16 protein-coding genes and 1 pseudogene are annotated in these 17727 nt (G+C 67.5%); 11 read left to right on the top strand and 6 right to left on the bottom strand.

Annotated elements, in window-relative coordinates:
- Positions 1-128: 128 nt before the first annotated feature.
- Positions 129-377 carry a hypothetical protein gene (locus VR894_RS18825; RefSeq protein WP_324654043.1) on the bottom strand — a complete coding sequence of 83 codons (249 nt, stop codon included), beginning with the start codon at positions 375-377 and terminating at the stop codon, positions 129-131.
- A gap of 112 nt (positions 378-489) precedes the next feature.
- Between VR894_RS18825 and VR894_RS18820 the strand changes: the two genes are divergently transcribed.
- The 3 genes from VR894_RS18820 (at position 490) to VR894_RS18810 (ending at position 3013) form a co-directional block, all read left to right on the top strand.
- Complete coding sequence (locus VR894_RS18820; protein ID WP_324654041.1) at positions 490-942, top strand: hypothetical protein; 453 nt, start codon at positions 490-492, stop codon at positions 940-942.
- Positions 943-993: 51 nt separating this feature from the next.
- Positions 994-2499 carry an ATP-binding protein gene (locus VR894_RS18815; RefSeq protein WP_324654039.1) on the top strand — a complete coding sequence of 502 codons (1506 nt, stop codon included), beginning with the start codon at positions 994-996 and terminating at the stop codon, positions 2497-2499.
- 286 nt (positions 2500-2785) lie between these two features.
- On the top strand, positions 2786-3013 hold the full coding sequence (locus VR894_RS18810; protein ID WP_324654037.1) for a DUF2188 domain-containing protein: 228 nt from the start codon (positions 2786-2788) through the stop codon (positions 3011-3013).
- A 105-nt stretch (positions 3014-3118) separates the two neighbouring features.
- Here the strand turns inward: VR894_RS18810 and VR894_RS18805 are convergent, their stop codons facing one another.
- The gene (locus VR894_RS18805; protein WP_324654035.1) at positions 3119-3505 is read right to left on the bottom strand and encodes a hypothetical protein; all 387 of its coding nucleotides are present in this window, start codon (positions 3503-3505) and stop codon (positions 3119-3121) included.
- Between the two features lie 273 nt (positions 3506-3778).
- Positions 3779-5119, bottom strand: a complete 1341-nt coding sequence (locus tag VR894_RS18800; RefSeq protein WP_324654034.1) for a hypothetical protein — start codon at positions 5117-5119, stop codon at positions 3779-3781.
- A 234-nt stretch (positions 5120-5353) separates the two neighbouring features.
- Here VR894_RS18800 and VR894_RS18795 point away from each other — a divergent pair, with 234 nt between their 5' ends.
- From VR894_RS18795 to VR894_RS18760, 8 genes are all read left to right on the top strand, one after another.
- Positions 5354-5917 carry a sigma-70 family RNA polymerase sigma factor gene (locus tag VR894_RS18795; RefSeq protein ID WP_324654032.1) on the top strand — a complete coding sequence of 188 codons (564 nt, stop codon included), beginning with the start codon at positions 5354-5356 and terminating at the stop codon, positions 5915-5917.
- Entirely contained in the window at positions 5917-6789 is an 873-nt protein-coding gene (locus tag VR894_RS18790; protein ID WP_324654030.1) for a hypothetical protein, read from the top strand. Before VR894_RS18795 ends, VR894_RS18790 begins: the two co-directional genes overlap by 1 nt.
- A gap of 197 nt (positions 6790-6986) precedes the next feature.
- Positions 6987-7859 (top strand): CPBP family intramembrane glutamic endopeptidase, encoded by an 873-nt coding sequence (locus VR894_RS18785; protein ID WP_324654029.1) that lies wholly within the window; start codon positions 6987-6989, stop codon positions 7857-7859.
- A gap of 506 nt (positions 7860-8365) precedes the next feature.
- Complete coding sequence (locus VR894_RS18780; RefSeq protein WP_324654027.1) at positions 8366-8569, top strand: hypothetical protein; 204 nt, start codon at positions 8366-8368, stop codon at positions 8567-8569.
- Positions 8570-9115: 546 nt separating this feature from the next.
- Entirely contained in the window at positions 9116-10321 is a 1206-nt protein-coding gene (locus VR894_RS18775; RefSeq protein ID WP_324654025.1) for a PolC-type DNA polymerase III, read from the top strand.
- Positions 10322-10616: 295 nt separating this feature from the next.
- Positions 10617-11381, top strand: coding sequence for a hypothetical protein (locus VR894_RS18770; RefSeq protein WP_324654024.1), 765 nt, complete (start codon positions 10617-10619; stop codon positions 11379-11381).
- A gap of 386 nt (positions 11382-11767) precedes the next feature.
- Positions 11768-12163, top strand: coding sequence for a hypothetical protein (locus VR894_RS18765; RefSeq protein ID WP_324654022.1), 396 nt, complete (start codon positions 11768-11770; stop codon positions 12161-12163).
- A gap of 179 nt (positions 12164-12342) precedes the next feature.
- Entirely contained in the window at positions 12343-13629 is a 1287-nt protein-coding gene (locus VR894_RS18760; protein WP_324654020.1) for an ISL3 family transposase, read from the top strand.
- Positions 13630-13750: 121 nt separating this feature from the next.
- On the opposite strand, the gene VR894_RS18755 is transcribed toward VR894_RS18760, so the two are convergent.
- From VR894_RS18755 to VR894_RS18745, 3 genes and pseudogenes are all read right to left on the bottom strand, one after another.
- Positions 13751-15223, bottom strand: a complete 1473-nt coding sequence (locus tag VR894_RS18755) for a serine/threonine-protein kinase (RefSeq protein WP_324654018.1) — start codon at positions 15221-15223, stop codon at positions 13751-13753.
- Positions 15224-15602: 379 nt separating this feature from the next.
- Positions 15603-16409 carry an IS21-like element helper ATPase IstB gene (istB, locus tag VR894_RS18750; RefSeq protein WP_324654016.1) on the bottom strand — a complete coding sequence of 269 codons (807 nt, stop codon included), beginning with the start codon at positions 16407-16409 and terminating at the stop codon, positions 15603-15605.
- A pseudogene (locus VR894_RS18745) lies at positions 16406-17656 on the bottom strand (DDE-type integrase/transposase/recombinase); the annotation flags it as partial. The gene istB and the pseudogene VR894_RS18745, both read right to left, overlap by 4 nt.
- Between the last annotated feature and the right edge of the window lie 71 nt (positions 17657-17727).

Below are 17727 nucleotides of genomic sequence, written 5' to 3'. Positions count from 1 at the left end.
CGGCCATATTGACGGCGACCCGCCCGTCCCGACTCACACCGCGAGCCAGAAGAGCGCCTTCTTCAGCAGTCTCCTAGGAGGGGCCGCACGGGGGCCGAGAGAGGACCCTCGAGCACGAGGTCCCTGGGTCACCGCCGGGTCACCGCTGAGGCCCACACCCAGGCGAAGCCTTCGCGGCCGTAGTCGTCGACGTAACGAATCCACACCGCCCGCTGCGTCCAGGCCAGAGCGATGGCATCGACGCGCGCGTGGCCACGGCGGGTATGAATCCAGGCAGAGACCTCCAGCGGCTCCTCCGCGCGACGTACTGGCGCACCGTACTGTGCCGGCTCCAAGGTGATGGCCTGTTCGCTCAGCGGCACCTGGTCGATCGCCATGCAGGTAACGATACGGGACTATCGAACACCTGTACGACTCTGCTACGGCCGTCGTCCTGGTGGAGGAGGCCACGCACCTGCCGGGTGAACGCACCTCTCCCGGAGGCTCATCATGGCGGACTACGACCGCCCCGTACCCTCGGCCGACGAGACCGCCGAACACCTGCGCGCTCTGGCGCACGCCACGCGCCACTTCCACGATCCGGGCGAGACGTACTGGGTCCTGGGCGACCTGGGCGCGATCACCCGCCGCCTCCAGGACGTCCTGGCCAACGTCGCGTCCGCACACATGAACCACCGCGACCTCGCGCACACGGACGACGGCAACCAGCTCGAGGGCCGACAGCACGCGCACGACGCTGCGATGGCTCTGCGGCGGGCGTCGGTCCTGCTGGAGGACGTAGGCCGTCACGTCAACGACGCGCAGTCCCACTCGGGGCGGATCGCCTGGCACGGGGCCGTCACCCCCGCTGAGCGCGCGGCCCCCGAGCGGGAACCTCGAGGCACGGCCGCCCACCGTGGAACCAGGCGCGCTGATCGTCCTGCGTCGGGCCCGAGCGTGTGAGTGGGAGATCGTCATGTTCCTGTTTGAGCACCCGGGGTCGGGACGGTCGGCGTGAACGGCGAGCGGCTGCACACCGCGGTCCTCATCGCACCGAACGGGGAACGGCGCCGTCTGCGCAAAGCACGCCGCCGCGCCGCGGCCAAGATCGCTGCCGACGACCGCGCCGCCCGCAAGTCTGCTGTCCAGGCCCGCCGCAGAGCCGAGGCCGCTGAGCGCCGGGCAACCGTGATCCTGCCCAAGGCGGGTGAGCCCGGGCCCGCGGGCCTGCGCACGCCGGGCAGGTTCCGCCTGCCCAAGCACCAGGACACCTCAGCGACCTGGTGCAGCGCCTACCCGTTCCTCGCCGAGGGCGGCCTGGGTTCCGACGGCATGTTCGTCGGTCAAGACCTCTACTCCGGCTCCGCCTACGCCTACGACCCGTGGGTGCTGTACGCGCGGGGCCTGATCACCGCCCCCAATGTCGTCCTGGCCGGCATTGTGGGCTCTGGCAAGTCCTCCCTCGCAAAGTCACTGTGCACGCGGTCCATCCCGTTCGGGCGACGTGTCTACGTCGCCTGCGACCCGAAGGGCGAATGGACACCCGTCGCCCACGCCGTCGGTGGCCAGGCCATCGCCCTTGGCCACGGGCAGCCCACACGGCTCAACCCCCTTGACGCAGGCCACCGCCGCACCGACCTCGACGATGCCGAGTGGAGTGCACAGCTCGCAGCACGCCGCCGTGACCTGCTCGGCGCCCTCGCCGAAGCGGTGCTCGACCGGCGCCTGACCCCGCTCGAGCACACCGCGATCGATCTCGCGCTACAAGGCGTGGTCCGCTCGGCCGACGTGCCGATCCTGCCCATGGTCGTGGACAGGCTCCTGGCCCCAGACCGAGGGGACGACGTCGACGGGCGCCTGGCCGAGGATGGCCGCTTGCCCGGTCACGCGCTGCGCCGCCTCGTCGCCGGAGACCTGGCTGGCATGTTCGACGGCCCCTCAACCGTGAGGTTCGACCCGACCCTGCCGATGGTCACTCTCGACCTGTCCGCCGTCGCGGAGAACGACACGGCGATCTCCCTGCTCATGACCTGCGCCTCGGCGTGGATGGAAGCGGCGCTGCTCGACCCGGCCGGAGGGCAGCGCTGGGTCGTCTACGACGAGGCCTGGCGGCTTATGTCCCAACCGGCGCTGCTGCGGCGCATGGATGCCCAGTGGCGCCTAGCCCGCTGGTTCGGGATCGCCAACATGCTCATCTTCCACAAGCTCTCGGACATGGAGAACGTGGGCAACGCCGGGTCTGCCATGCGAGCGCTCGCGACCTCCCTTCTCGCGAACGCGGAGACCCGGGTGATCTACCGGCAAGAATCCGACCAGCTCGGTGCCACGGCCGCAGCCCTCGGCCTGACCCACACCGAACGCGCTCTCCTTCCCACACTCGATACCGGCCAGGGCCTGTGGCGCATCCGCGAACGATCCTTCGTCGTACAGCACCAGCTCCACCCCGCCGAAGCTCAGCTCTTCGACACCTCCGCCCGGCTCGCCGGCGGTGTTGACGGCCTAAACACAGTGGCGCGCTGACTCCAGGTGGGGTTGACGCCCCCACCACGTGACCCATGGCGCTATGTGGCGGGTTCTTCGGGGTCCGTCGAAGCCCTACGCTCCCGCGGACGAGGGGATGCCTGGCTGCGGGTGCGCGTCCCTTACGCCAATACGCCTACGCCGCACCCACGACGGGGGGTGGCCTCGTGCGAAATAGGGCACCCACCGGTCAAGGGAGGAGGCTGGATTCCGCGAACAGATTCGTTCCCCGCTGAGACGATGGCGCTCGTAGCTGCTGCGCCGAGCGATCGAAAGGGGACCTGTGATGGCCGAGAAGAAGAACATCCACACGGTGCCGACCGACGGTGGGTGGGTCAACCGTCGAGAGGGCGCGAAGCGCGCCTCGAGCACACACGACACGAAGGCTCAGGCGCAGGCGGCGGGCCGCGCGGCGGCCAAGAAGGATGGCGTCGAGCACCTGATCCACAAGAAAGACGGCACCATCGGCGAGCGAAACTCCTACGGCAAGGATCCCTACCCCCCGAAGGGGTGACCTAGGCGCGCGGCATCACCGGAACGCGATCCTCGCGCGGGAGACATAGCGTGCACTTCCCTAGCCCCTCCCGGCGGGCGCATCGGTTCGCTGGTTGGTGTCGCGTCAGCTGAACAAGGCGGCCCAGGCGGAGAAGTAGGGCTGCGGTACTCGAGAAGCCGACCAAGCGATGAGCGCGATGACCGCCAGACCGGCGACGACACCTGCGCGGGCCAGCGGGAAATTCACCCGGCGGAGCGCGACGTCGGCTGAGACCCAAGCCGACACAAGGACGACAACCGCGACCGCGACCACCACGAGGTGAGCGTCCGGGACGCAACTCGTGGCGGGTGGAAAGACCGCGGGACAGAACCACGGGTCGGGCGGATCCACCAAGAGCAGCACGGACGGCACGGCCGCCACCACGATGCCCACCATGGCCGCGACGGCGACAAGCGAGGAAAGGAGTCGCTCGACAGTAGGCGCTCGGGGAGGTGCGGTCGTTGTCGCCATGCTGGGACCGTATGACATCACGAGGCGCTCGATCTGCGGATCAAGATGGCAACCGAGTGCCGGCTGCAGCCATAGTCTCGCACGCGGATCGGCTTTCGGGAGCGTTACGGCCCTGGCGACCAAAAAAACTTGAGCGGCGCGTCGGCCTACAAGGGTCCAGCGGGACGTTGGTGAATTACCAAGCCTCACGTAGATGTCGCAACGGGCTCGACTCCGTCGACCCCTCCAGCCTGATGCGGGTCGTGCCGCCGCCCGCACGAACCCGAGCCAGCATCAGCCAGCTTCGGTGTCTGCTTCGGCCCACGGCACCGGAGCCCCGCCCGTCTCCCAGCCCGTCGTCCTTGTCCGGTCGGTGACGTAGCCGTGGTAACCGAGGCGGTAGAGGATCACCAGGTCGAGGTAGCGGGAGGCCAACAGCGATGCCTGCCAGATGAGCCCCTCGTGGGCGTAGAGGCCATCGAGACGCTTCGGATGCATTAGTGCGTTTCGAACTCGATAGAGAACTTTGGGGCCATCCTGGCCGTTTGCGTAGAGCGCCAGGGCGGGTTGGTTCGTAGATTCGACGTAGATGTTGATGGAGGCTGCCGTGAGGAGCCTTCGGAGGCGCTTCGGAGGATCTCCGTCGTCGACCTCGTTGGCGCGCCAGTGGAGGTGTTCCAGAGCGGCCAGGGCGGTGATGAGGCGCTGCTCAACGAATCCCGACTCCCCCGCGATGATCGCCGATGTCGTGACGAAGCCGAGCGACCTGCGTTCGTCCGGATCGAGGCACTGGCTGACGAACTGCTCGAGGAAGTGCCGGAGGTCCTGCGGTCGATGCCGGTCCCACCACTGACCGTGTGCCTTGACAAGACTGTCGACGCGCATGGCGGCCCACTCCGACCATGCGATCGCTCCGGTGTCATCGACGCCCACCGGCAGTATCGGCGCTGCCCATCTCCCGAGCGCGAACGACAGTCCGAGCTGCAGGCCTGCCACGATCTGCTCGCCCTCCTCGGCAGCGAACAGCTCACCGTCGTCTCGCTGGATGCGCATGACGTGGGTGACTGCGAAGAGCCTGTCGCGACGCGCTGCCGCGAGAGTCTCGAAAAGATCGGCTCGCTCGTCGAACGTGACCTCCCAGCCGGCAAAGGTCATCGTCGACCGGCCGTGCCACTCCCTCCAGTTCCCGTCGTCATCCTCCTGGCACAGGAGGGTCTCCGCGCCGAGCTGCGGGAGGTTCACCCAGTGTGCGGTAACCGAAGAGAGCAGCACGTCGTTGTCCGCACTGACGGTCCGATGCCCGAAGAATCCGCGCCCATCCCCGCCGGAGTACGTCTCGAGGGTCATGGGCACGCCATTGAAGTCGATGCCGAGCTCCACGGTCTGGGAACCGACTCGATGGCGCCAGGGCCGCCGGTCCTCCGGAGAAGTCTCGCTGAGATCGACCGTCCAATCGAGATGGCTCCCGGAGCGGAACCCCAGCGTGATGGTCCCTGGCCGTTCCGGCGTCGAACCGTCGGACGTCGGTAGCCGCATCGGGCCCGAGTACAGGGAGATGACGTCGGACGGCGCCTCAAAGGAGATATAGCCGAGCAGCGGAACTGCAGCCGACTCGTCGTGATCCACGTGGGTCATCGGTCGACCGCTCTTCACTCCGTCGTGCTGGTCCCCTACAGGACGCGGCTTCAGATCAGGCGCCCAGGTAATCCATCCAGACGCTACAGGTGACTAGACCACGCCGTCGGCGTATCAGAGGGCCACAGCTCCCGTGCCAGGGTCCGAGCCCCGATGGCCGATCGACGTGCGGAACGCCTCATACCTCGCAGGGTGCTGTGACCTTTGCAGCCTGAACGGACATTATGAGGTGTGATGGATGATTCCGATGAGGCGATCTGGCAGCAGGTGTTGTCGGGAGATTCGCACGCCTATGGACTGATCTGGCGTCGTCACCACGAACGCGTCTTTCGCCATCATTTGCGCCTCGGAACGCCCTCGCCCGAGGCCGAGGACCTTACAGCCGCGACCTTCCTCGAGCTGTGGCGGCGGCGCAGTGCGATCAGGTTCGTCGATGCGTCAGTGTTGCCCTGGCTGATCGTCACAGCGCACAACGTTTCCCGGAACGCAGGCCGCGCCCGTCGCCGCTATCGGGACTTCCTCGCCTCGTTACCAACTCCCACGCCAGTGTCCGACCATGCCGACGACATCGCTGCCCGGGATGATGTGCGGCTCAGCGCGATACGCGAAGCGCTGGCTACGGCGCGACCCGCCGATGCGCAGCTACTGGTGATGACCGCGGTCGAAGGCTTCACGATTCGCGAGGCCGCCTTCGTTCTGGGGCTCTCGGAATCTGCGGCCAAGATGCGGTTGTCGCGACTGCGTACGTCACTTCGAGCGGTAGTGCCCCAGCACCCAGTCACCGAAGGAGGGGCCTGATGGCCACATACTTCACTCCCGGGCGCGCCGATGCGATCGAACGCGCCTTGGTAGACCACGTGAAGCGCCGCGCCCCCCGCAGCCAGCGAAGAACGTGGGCAGCAGGCCTGCTGCTGACCGGAGCGCTTGCTGGAGCGGGCGCATCTGCCGGAGCCTTCGCCGCCACCGGCATGCTCCAGCCCGCCGACGCTCCAGTCGAGCAACCTGCGGGCCAGCCGACACCCGATCTTCCCGACCCGGTCACTGCACCCGCAGGAACAACCCCAGGGGCTCCGGTCGTCTCGCTCCTAGGGCACGAGCCGCTGTCAATCGCTGTCGATGCGGCCACCGAAGTATCACTCCTGGACCGGCCGGCCGGGGCCACACACGCCCGCGTCACGATCACTCCCACCGCGCCCGGCACGCTGCACTGGGGCACCGACCCCGACGGGAACAACCCAACCGCCACATGGACGTCTGCGGATCTCGCCGACGGTGCGCCGGGGGCGGCGTGGCAGGACTTCCCCCTCGATGCGTCGGTGGACACGCTTTACCTCGACCCCAGAGACTTCGCGGGCGTCGCAACGGTCCAGTTCGTGGCACACGTGCCCACACTTCTGGGCACCAACGGCCGCGGCGAGACCTTCGGGACCACAGGCAGCCCGGAGGGTGAACCTGACCTGATCGCGGTCGAGGCAACCAACGGCAAGTTCGGCTACGTCTATCGTGAAGAACTCGACGAAGCTACCGGCGAGACCGCGGCGCGGGACTTCACCAGCCCCGAAGACGCTCTGGAGTGGCAGGAGCGCAACCGAGGCAGAACCCACACACTTCCCGTGTACCTGGCCGACGGCACCACGCAGATCGGCGAATTCCGCCTCGAGAGTCCGTGAGTCCCACGTCATGACGCAGCGCCGTCAGATGGACGCAACGGCGCGGGCCGATCAAGGATCCTCAACTGGCCGCCGCCTCGGGCGACGGCCGCCTGGTGGCGGCGGGCACTCCGAGGGCATCGCGGTGCGCAACGTGAACGCCTGATCTGTCTGCCGAAGTAGCGCTCTCGAGACTGGGCGTGTCGTAGCCTCGCGACGTGGCTCTCTCCGGCAACGCTCAGGTAGCCCAGGCAGCGCGGCCGCGTGTCCCGCTCACCGTGCGGGTCGCCGTCGTTGTCGGCAGCGCCGTCGTCGGCTGGCTGGCGATCGCGTGGCTCGGCTCGGTGCTTTGGGACGAAGGGACCTCGCTCGCGAGGCACGCCCGTAGCGCGGTCATGGCTCTCGTGATCGCCTGCGCGCTCGTCCTCGGCGCACGCCGTCTGCTCGACCGTCGCCCCCTCGGAACGCTGGGGTTGTCCGGCGGGTGGACCGCGGTGCGGGACCTGCTCCGGGGCGCGCTGAGCTGGTTGCTGCCGGCTGCCGTGGGACTCGGGATAGCGGTGGCGGCCGGGTGGCTGCGCATCGAGATTGACGCGACGCTCACCGAGACTGTCGGCGTCGTGCTCCTGCTCGTCGTCCTCGTCCTGGTCTACGAGGCGTTCCCGGAGGAGCTCATCTTCCGCGGGTACGTCTACCGCAACCTCACCGCCGCGATGGCGCCGTGGCTCGCGGTTCTCGTGCAGTCCCTGGCGTTCGCCGCGTTCGGGACCACACTGTGGGTCGTCACCGAGGGGTGGGGAGTGCTGCTCGAGCGCCTCGTGCTGTTCTTCGGGATGGCCGTCGTCGCCGGGTGCATCCGGCTGATCTCGGGATCGGTCTGGGCCACCATCGGCTGGCACCTCGCGTTCCAGGTGGTGATGCAGCTGTTCCTCTCCAGCCAGTACCTCGAGGTGTCCGTCAGCTCGGACGGGGTGTTTATGCTGGCGACGGCGGTGGTCGCCTTCGCGACGTCGACGACGATCGCGGGCTTCCTCTGGCGCGGGCCGCAGAACTGGACCCGTCCGGAGCCGGACATCGCGCATCCCCGCTGAGCTCGGCTCGCGGCGGTGGTCAGCACCTCACACGCGACGGGAGGCGCGATGACACGCACCCGGATCCACGGCCTCTCGATATCGCTCGACGGCTTCGATTAGGGAGAGGCAAAGCCTCGAACTCCCTTGGAACTATGTCGCCCGAGGGTTCCCTGAGCGCAAGGCAGCCGGCCTCCGTCCGGACCACGACCCCCGACAGCAATGCATCCATCACGCCGTCCACCTCGGTCGAGATCGTGGCGACCCCGCCACCGGCGCGCTGCACGGACGCGCCGCCAGCTTCAGTCGAGCTGCTGCTGTCCACCACGTCCTCGGGGCTGCGGTGCCACGGCGCAGACCAGCACGGCACCAACGGTCACCGCGCGGGCTCTCATCCTCGAACCATGTCTGCCCGACCCGACCCATGTTCTTGCGGGCGATCGCAGGTCGGCCCTGCTTTCGACGGGTGTCGCTCAGCGCCGTCCGCCGACTACCGTTCCGTGTCAACGTTCGCGGGGAGGCAGTTGATGAAGCCGGCACTGATGTCCGCCAAGGAATCACGCACGCCGGCGGATCTCTGGTGGCTCGTTGTGCTCGTCGTCCTCGCGGCAGGGCTGACATGGGATTGGTCGGTCATGACATCCCTGGTGGCGTCCGTCGCCGCTGCCCTGGTGCTGGGGCTTGCCCATGTGGTCGTGATGCGCCGACGCCGGTCCCCAGTGCGTCGGTGATCACCGTCGGGGTCTCAGAGTCAGCTCCAGCCGGCAATCTAGGAACTGGCAGGGACGGGAGTTGATGAGCCGGGAGTAGCAGAGGCCCCATCGGCGCCGTAAGAGGATCCCCAAATCGACGCGCAGCATCGAAGCAACGCCCGGTGGGCCAGAGCGTGCCTTTACCCCTCGGGCGGCCAGCGCTGGCCGACGCCGGGCACACCCTTGCGCGACATGGTCGCCTCACACGAAGACCGCGACAGGTGACGCGAATTCGCTACGGCGCCTTACAGGACCTGTCAGGCTGCCGATGAGGGGGCAAGGTCCTGATGCTGGCGTCAGTGGCCACCGACACCGTCTACGAATCGTCGGAAGGAAGGTTTCGCGGTGGAACTAGCCGTCATCCTCCTCGTCGTTCTCGGGATCTGGTTCATTCGACGTCGTCGTCGGAGAACTGCCGCCACGCCGCCCCTACCGAAATCCGGTAGGCACTCCTCTCGACCGGCTGTGCCGTATTCGCAGCCGAAGCAGACGGCAGGTACGGGACGGCATCCCACCCACCCTCGGGTGAGCACCGTGCCGGTTCGGCCGCACCGCACCGCGCACGTTCGCCCGTCGACCGACGAACGTCGGATGCCGTTCGCCGAGCCCGGCAAGACAGGGCCGCTCTTCTCCTATGCCGATTACGGCGTCCGGAACGGCCATTACCGCCACGACGGTCCATTCGCCATCGTCGATGTCGAGACGACGGGATTCTCACCGGGCCGGGGCGACCGGGTCATCGAGATCGCTATCGCGCGTGTCGACGCTTCCGGCCGGATCGAGGACGAGTACTCGACTTTGATCAACCCGGTGGGTCGAGACACCGGGGCCGTCTTCATCCACCGCATCACCAACGAGATGGTCTCCAACGCACCGCTCTTCGGGGATGTCGCTGGTGACATCCTGAGTCGGCTCGAGGGCGCGGTCGTTGTGGCGCATAACGCCGCATTCGAGGAACGGTTCCTCGCCACGGAGTTCGCGCACATCGGGTTGCGCGGCACCTCCATCCCGGCCGTGTGCTCGCTGTGGCTCGGGCAGCGCACTTTTGACACCCCGAATCACAAGCTCGCGACTCTCGCGCAGCACGCAGGTATCGCCATGCCGGACGCGCACGCGGCCCTCGGCGATGTCCGGGCTGTAGCGGGTCTCCTTCCGCGGATGCTGGACCGCCATGGTTCCGCGCTCAGCTATGTGCACTCCCCGTCCTGGGGACTGCGCGGACACTTCCCGGTCGGCGCCAGGCGTCCCGTCACCCGAGCGGTCAACCTCCGTAAAGGTCAAGACGGCTGGATGGCGTCGCTCATGTCACGCCTCCCGTTGTCCGCGTCCGAGGTCGACGACGCAGCGGCAGCTGTCTACCTCGAGACTCTCGGAGATGTACTCGAGGACGGAAAGATCATCGGAGACGAAGCTAAACTGCTGGCCAGGATCGCAGGTTCCGCAGGTATGGGCGCCGCCCAGGTCGCCGGCCTCAACGAACGCTTCCTGGAGCTCATGCGGGACGTCGCACTTGCGGACGACGTCCTGACCAAGGACGAACTGCGGCAGCTTAACGGCGCTGCCGGTGCGCTCGGCGTGCCCGACTACTTTGACGATCTGTCCCCATCTGCAGCCGATGCTGCACCTGCGCCGTCGCAGGCATCGACTGCCGTCAAGACCCGGGCTGTTCGTAGATGCGGACACTGCCGAACACCAGGTCACTACCGCACTACGTGTCCCGAGCTGACCTGAGCCCGAATTCCGGACTCGAGGTGGCCCGATATCGCGCCAGCTTCCTCATAAGCCGTGCCGCTGTACCGTTGGACCATCCCCATGCGGGAAGTCGTCGAAGGCGGCCATGGGCTCAGACGGAACGCCTGAATGGCGGTTCCGCCTCTGGGGCGGCTCCGTCCACCGAATCGCGGACTTGCGGCAGAAGCGCCCTTTGTCGGCAACGATCTCGAGCTCGAGTCCCTCGGCGTTCTCGAAGCACAACGCGGTGTACCCGCTGCTGACGGCGCGAGGACACACATGGCAGAGTTGCGCCGTGGGCGATGTTGAGAGGTCAGACAAGGGGATAGAGGTTGTTGGCGCAGCGCTCGGTGCCGCCGTCGGGGCGGCCCTCGGAGGCCCGGTCGGCGCCGTCATCGGTGCCGGCGCGACCCCTCCGCTCACTGATCTTGTCGGCAAGGCGTGGGATGAGCTCCGCGGTCGTCGAGAGAACAACGCAATACAGGTGGTCGAGAAGGCGGCCTATCGGACTGAGATCAGCGTGGAGCAACTGCTGGCAACCGCGCTCGCCGACCCGAACCTGAGCCGGCTGCTCCACGGGGCCCTTCAGGCCGCTGGAGCGAGCCTGGATCAGGAGAAGGTAGAGGCCCTCGCGCGATGCCTGGCGAACGGCGTCGAAGACGTGGCGCGAGTCGACGGGGAGGCGCTCGTTGTGCGAGCACTTTCTGACCTTGACCCGGTGCACATCCGAGTCCTGGCCAAGCTCGAACGGACCGCGATGCAGCCGCGCGACATTCACCGGTTCATCTGCGGCGATATCGATGCGCGTGAGTTCCTCCTGGCCGAGGACCTTTCTGGTCCCGTGCTCGCGGTCCTCGAGCGCCACGGGCTCGCTGAGTCCCATCAGGAGATCAAGAATAGACGCGGCAGCGCCTATACCCGCGACCGTGCGCCTGAGGTCGAAACACGTTTCGAGTGCACGGAGTTTGGAAGAATGTGCCTGCGTCGCCTCGGGCACGGTACGCGGCCGTCGCGCCGCGAGTTCCTCAGCGATGTCGAAGCGGCGGGAGACTCGCCTTAGATGTGCTGACCGTCGCGCTCCGGTGTCCGCGAACCAAGGACGGCCGCTCATCGGCATGTCCGTACCTTCCGATCGAAAGCTCGTTCCGGCGGCCCGCTCGAGGAACCGGCCGCAGGCCCATCCGCGCGGGTCATGGTCCACCTCGAAGCGAAGGGCAGCAACGTTCCGCAGGCGATCCCTCACCGAGACTGCGCTACAGCACGCGCCGGACCGCTTCGCCCGTTCTGGTGCCCGGACCTTTGCATGGACCTGCGGCTCAAGGCCCTGAAAGATCTCCCGGATTTCGCACATAATCCGTGTACAGGGTTGGCAGTCGCCCTGCCCTGGTCTACCGCGGGAAGGTGAGTGCGTTGCGGACAGCCACAGGTGCATGTGCGCTCACGTCGTTGATCTTCCTCCTCGCTGGATGCGCAACCGGGCCAGCCGTTGATGAACCCCTCGCCACCAGCGAACCAACGTCTGCCGATCTACCTTCGTCCACGCCCAGCGACTCCCAGTTGGAAGTGACTTCAGTTTGCGACGCGCTCGAGTCCCGCCAGCCGGGCGAAGAGGTCCGCGTGCGCGCTGCCTTGGTCACGGAGAACGATGTCCCGTTCCTCTGCGACAGCGTCGAGGACTCCGACCCGGAACAATGTTCCGAGCCATCGGTCGAGATTATCGGCGCTCCACTTGCTGATCTAGGACTGAGGGAGCGTCGCAGCGAGCTCGCCGGTGAGGTCGACATCGTGATCACTCTCGACGACGATGTCGCCACCTTTGTCAGGACTGCCGGCGATACCTGAACGGGGCAAGCGACGGATCTGCGAACTTCAAAGCGGCTCTTCGGACTTCCGGTGGGGAGCGGGACTCGCGGCGGTAGCTGAGGGCGCATAGGGGTCGAGGTCCTCGATGATCGGTAGCGACCAAGCAACCGTTCGTCCCGAGGACCTCGACGTTGACCAACGCTACGGGGTGCAGTGATGTGCCCACCACTGATCCCTGCGTCCGCTGCGACACACTTCTGGGCATCCCCGAGCTCCATGTGGAGGCCGTCGAGCGCACCGCCGTGCTCGTGACGGTCACCGTCTCCACGCCCTGGCAGCTGATGGGCTGCCCGGACTGTGGAGTCGTGGCGCGCAGCCGCGGACGCAGGCGGCGGGAGCTGCATGACGTGCCCGGCCTCGTGCCCGTGCGCCTGATCTGGCGGCAGCGCACCTGGCGCTGCCCCGACCCTGACTGCCGGCGTGGCACGTTCGTCGAGCAGGTCCCCGCCCTCGTCGCCCCGCGCGGCTCCCTGACGAACAGAGCAGTGGGGTGGGCGATCGGGCAGCTGCGCCGCGAGCACGCCACCGTGCAGGGACTGGCCCGGCAGCTGGGGGTGGACTGGAAGACGCTGTGGCGCGCGATCAAGCCGCGCCTGGTGGAGCTGGCCGCCGATGAGTCCCGCTTCGAAGGGGTGGTCAGCCTCGGGGTCGATGAGCACATCTGGCACCACGTCGACCCCGGGTGCCGCGGCGCCAAGGAACTCACCGGCATGGTCGACCTCACCCGCGACGCCGAGGGCAAGGTCCGCGCCCGACTGCTGGACCTGGTGCCCGGGCGGTCGAAGAAGGCCTACGCCGACTGGCTCACCGACCGCAGCGACGCGTTCCGCTCGGGTGTCCAAGTCGCGGCGCTGGACCCCTTCGCCGGCTACAAGACCGCCATCGCCGACGAGCTCGCCGACGCCACCGCCGTGCTCGACGCCTTCCACGTGGTCAAGCTCGGCACCCAGGCCGTCGACGAGGTCCGCCGCCGGGTCCAACAAGAGACCCTGGGGCACCGCGGCCGCAAGGGTGACCCGCTCTATGGCATCCAGAAACTCCTGCGCGCCGGCGCGGAGAACCTCACCGACCGCCAACTCACTCGCCTGGCCACAGCGATCGAGGCCGACGAGGCCCATCAGGCCGTCTACCTCGCCTGGCGCTGCGCCCAGGACCTGCGAGCCGCCTACCGCTGCGCCGACCTCACCGCCGGCCGCGCCATGGCCGAACGCATCCTGGCGATCTTCCACACCTGCCCGGTCCCCGAGATCGCCCGCCTCGGACGGACCCTACGCCGCTGGAAGGACGCGTTCTTGGCCTACTTCACCACCGACCGCTCCAACAACGGCGGTACCGAGGCCATTAACGGCATCATCGAGCTCCACCGCCGCCTCGCCCGCGGCTACCGCAACCTCACCAACTACCGCCTCCGCATGCTCCTAGTCGCCGGAGGACTCAAAACTTGATCCCCACCGGAAGTCCGAAGAGCCTTCAAAGCCTCAAGAGTGGAAGCCCGCTTGGTAAATGCGATCACCGCAGAGCGATGCTCGAACGGCTACGGAGAGCGCCGGTGAGCCGGGCGTCTGGCTAGGCGCGACGCCATTTCCTCTCGTCTCGGCGTTCCGGCATCGTCGATGGACGGTCTAGTTTCCCTTCTACAGCATCCGCATACCACCCTAACCATCGATCGACGAATACATCAGGTTCGTCGCGGTCCAGCTCCTCGACAGGCCAGGCAAGTTGCACAGTCCCGATAACGTTAGAGAACGCGTCCGATGCTCTAGGAGGCTCCAGGGCGTAGGGCTCGATTGAGGGCCTGGTGCCAGATAGAGCAAAGTCCATGAAGGCGGTCTCGTACCAGGCGAATCTGCCCTCTTCGAATGCGTCGCAGTACCATAGAGAGTGGCTTCGCCCCTGCCACCCCCAATGGTTCACGTTGTCGTAAGCAATGGAGATCGAGGCGTACGCTGCCACAGTGAAGGGTCCACTCCAAGCTGGCGCCGGCTGTGGGCGACTCAGTCCGAGCTTCGCCTTTCCCAGATGCCCGACAAAGACCATTGCCCCTCGCCCAGCCCTCCGCTCGAGCGAGGCGGTCGGGGCGTCATCCTCGAGCATTTCGAGCATCGCGTCAGCGAAGACCTCAAACGCTCGCTCTCCATCCGCCGCGATACGCGCCAGTCGTTCGGATTGCTGCCGCGCGAGCTGAGCATCTGCATGCGCTTTCGTCCTCTCCACCGCTTGCCTATGGCTTGCCGCCGCGAGACGAGACGCGCCCGGCCCGCGAGGCTCTTGTTCCGCCTTCCCGAGGCGTGCCAAGAGGTTACTTGGAGTAGGACGAGCCGCCGGGTCCTTGTATAAGCACTCTTCCACGATCGTGCGCAGCCTCCCCGTTCCGGCCACCAAAGGCGGCGGCACTTGTGTGAGGTGCTGCTCTCTGAAGTCGGATACGTCAGGACCAGCGAACGGCCGCTGACCCGCTAGCAGCTCGTAGGCCATCACACCGAAGGCGTATATGTCAGTCGCGCTAGTCGGCCGTTCGGCGTTCCACTGCTCCGGTGCGGCGTAAGGGGGTGTCCACGAAAACTTCCGCGTATCGGGTGCTGTGGTCGCCTCCGCGTAGCGCGAAATGCCGAAGTCGGCTAGGCACCAGGCCCCATCTAGGTAAAGCACGTTCTGGGGCTTGATATCTCTATGAACTATGTGGCCTTCAATTTCCACCAACGCGGTGGCAATGTCTGACAGGACGCGCAGCACTAGACGCCTATCCATAAGCGTGCCATCGAGCGCTTGGATCTCCTGCGCGAGAGACTTCTCAGCTCGGGGCATAACCAGCACCCAGTCGTCACCGTCTTCCCCGTGATCGAGGATCGGCATGACGTTCCTGAACTCGGCTGCGGCGATGGCATCGCCAAACAGCAGCTCGCGTTCAGCGCCTGGCTCCTTACGGACGCGCTTGACGACGACAGGCCGTCCGTCGTCGGCCATCGCTTCGAAGACGTCTCCGAACCCTCCGCGATCAGCGTTCAACCGCTGCCCAACCACCCAGTTCCGTCGCTCCAAATGCAATTCCATAGTCTGCAACCTAGCGACCGCCACAGACATCTGCGCCCAGTCAGTGGCTGGACGGAGAGGTGGGTTGAGATGGGACTGACTACCCTCCGTGATGCGCAGATGCGCAGGCCTGGCTCCCAGCCGCGCCCTGGCGCCGGCAGCAAGGAGCACGGCACGTCGGGATCCGCATCCCCGCAAGCCGAACCCGCCACCGGACTCCTTCGCCCTTGTCCTTGGCGAAGGCCGACGCGCCTGGCGGAGCTCGCGTGTCAAGGGACAGTGAGAACTGCCCAGAGGCGGTCGTGAGACCTGCCCGGTGACGGTCACGAGATCTGCCCGGTGATGGCCATGGGATCTGCCCAGTGCTGGCCATCACGGGGCCGGGGTGTCAGGCCAAGGGGCTCACCCCTCGACCGGCGAGTGCCTGGGAGAGGCGGACCGACTCGCCGCTGGTCTGGCAGACGTGGGCGTGGTGGAGGAGCCGGTCGACCGTGGCGGTGGCGATGGTCTTGGGCATCAACTCGTCGAAGGCGGCGGGGTGGAGGTTGGAGCTGATCGTGACGGAGCGTTTCTCGTAGGCGGCGTCGACGAGGCGGTAGAGGCCCTCGGCGGCGTCGGTGGCGACGGGGAGCAGGCCGATGTCGTCGATGACGACGAGGTCGGCGCGTAGCACCTTCGCGATGGCCTTGGTGACGGTGTCGTCCGCGCGGTGCCGGCGCAGCAGGGCGCCGAGGTCTTCGAGGGTGAACCACGAGACCCGCAGGCCTTGCTCGACGGCTTGGTGGCCCAGGGCCTCGAGCAGGAACGTCTTCCCGGTCCCCGACGGCCCGCAGACGACGAGGTTCTCCTTGCGGTGGACCCACTCCAGGGTTCGTAGCGCGTGCTGGGTCGGGACCGGGATCGAGGACGCTGCCTCGTCCCAGGCGTCGAACGTCTTCCCGGTGGGAAAGCCTGCGGCGGTGCGGCGGGTGGCCAGGGAGGCCCGGTCGCGGCCGGCTGCCTCCTCGGTGAACAGGGCGCGCAGGACCTCGATGGGTTCCCAGCGTTGGGCCTTGGCGGTGGCGATGACTTCGGGGGCGTGGTGGCGGATGTGGGGCAGGCGCAGCCGGCGCAGCAGGGCCTCGAGGTCGCCGGGCAGCGGCGGCGCGGACGGCACCCCGAGCGTCGGCGCTGTCTTGCCCGTTGTGGCGCTCACGAGGTCATCTCCTCGCCCGCGACAGCGTCGCGGTCCTCGGGGCGCGGTGGTCTACCGAGGGCGGCCCAGCCGCTCGTGCCCTGGGTCAGGGAGCGGTCCTCCCCGGCGCGGTGGACCTCGCCATCCCCGGCGGTGGTGTGATGGTTGAGGATGGAGGGCAGGTCGGCCTCGGCGAAGCGGCCGTGGAGGGCGGCGTGGCCCAGGGCCCAGTCGACCTCGGCGGGGTCGAAGAGCTTGGCCAGGGCGACGGCCTCGGCCATCTTGACCCGCATCTTCGTCGTTCCCGCGGCGGCGGCCTCGCTCAACCAGAGCTTCGCGCCGTCGCCCAGGGCGAGGAACGCGACCTCAGCGGCGCTCCTGGGCCGTGGCTGGCGCTCCAGGGCGCCGGTCGGGGCGGGCGGGAAGTGGGCGTCGTCGAGCCGTGGGGAGCCCGGTGTGGCGCGCGGGTGGCGGGCGACCTCGACCGGCCCGGCCGTGCCGACGTGGACGATGACGACCTGCTCCTTCGTGCCGGCGCCGTAAGGACGCACCCACACCGTCTCACCCAGGAGGTGGTGCGGGACGGAGTACTGACCGGACTCGAAGGTGATCATCGGTGAGGTGGCCGGGACGACCCGGGTGACCCCGAGCGCGACCGTGTGCGGCGCCGCCGGGAGGGCATGCAACCGGGCGCGTTCCTCCTCGAGCATCTGCGCCGGTGCCCGCCTCGTGACCCGGTGGACCCGGGCGTTGACCTGCTCGCAGAACGCCTCGCACGCCGCCTCGAGATCGGCGAACGAGGCGTAGGCCTGGAGCAGGTTCGTCTCCTTCGGCACCAGGTCAGCCTTGGCGACCTTCACCGTCGACTCCGAGCCGCCCTTCGAGGCCGGGTCAGCCGGCTCGCAGGTCAGCACGGTGAGCCCGTAGTGCCGGGCGAAAGCGACCATCTGCGGGTTACGCACCGCCATCCCGGCGACGTGCTCGACCGTGACAGTCTTCTCGTTGTCGGTCAGCACATACGTCGGGGCGCCGCCGAGGCGGCGCAACGTGACGTCCAGGGCCGCGAAGACGCTCGGGGCGGTCTTGTCCCGAATCGGCAGGACCACCCGGAACCTCGACCACGCCAGCCACGCACAGAACAGCACGGTCTTGATCCCGTCGATGACCGGCCCATCACCGAAGTCGTACTGCAACCACAACCCCGGCTCGGTGACCCACGGCCGATGCACCCGGGTGTTGCCCAGCCGGTAGGACCTCTTCACTGAAGCGTCACGGGTTTGATGCCGCATCTTTCTGAGTCCAGGAGGATGAGGACATGCCCAAGAAGATCGATCCTGCG

The organism is Georgenia sp. H159 (genome assembly GCF_035607575.1).
Classification (GTDB): domain Bacteria; phylum Actinomycetota; class Actinomycetes; order Actinomycetales; family Actinomycetaceae; genus Oceanitalea.
This window is presented reverse-complemented; position numbering and strand designations above follow the sequence as displayed.

Excerpts from the sequence above, each read along its gene's own strand:
- VR894_RS18825 (WP_324654043.1), bottom strand. The coding sequence starts at position 377 with ATGGCGATCGACCAGGTGCCGCTGAGCGAACAGGCCATCACCTTGGAG.
- VR894_RS18820 (WP_324654041.1), top strand. The coding sequence starts at position 490 with ATGGCGGACTACGACCGCCCCGTACCCTCGGCCGACGAGACCGCCGAA.
- VR894_RS18810 (WP_324654037.1), top strand. The coding sequence starts at position 2,786 with ATGGCCGAGAAGAAGAACATCCACACGGTGCCGACCGACGGTGGGTGG.
- VR894_RS18805 (WP_324654035.1), bottom strand. The coding sequence starts at position 3,505 with ATGGCGACAACGACCGCACCTCCCCGAGCGCCTACTGTCGAGCGACTC.
- VR894_RS18800 (WP_324654034.1), bottom strand. The coding sequence starts at position 5,119 with ATGACCCACGTGGATCACGACGAGTCGGCTGCAGTTCCGCTGCTCGGC.
- VR894_RS18795 (WP_324654032.1), top strand. The coding sequence starts at position 5,354 with ATGGATGATTCCGATGAGGCGATCTGGCAGCAGGTGTTGTCGGGAGAT.
- VR894_RS18790 (WP_324654030.1), top strand. The coding sequence starts at position 5,917 with ATGGCCACATACTTCACTCCCGGGCGCGCCGATGCGATCGAACGCGCC.
- VR894_RS18780 (WP_324654027.1), top strand. The coding sequence starts at position 8,366 with ATGAAGCCGGCACTGATGTCCGCCAAGGAATCACGCACGCCGGCGGAT.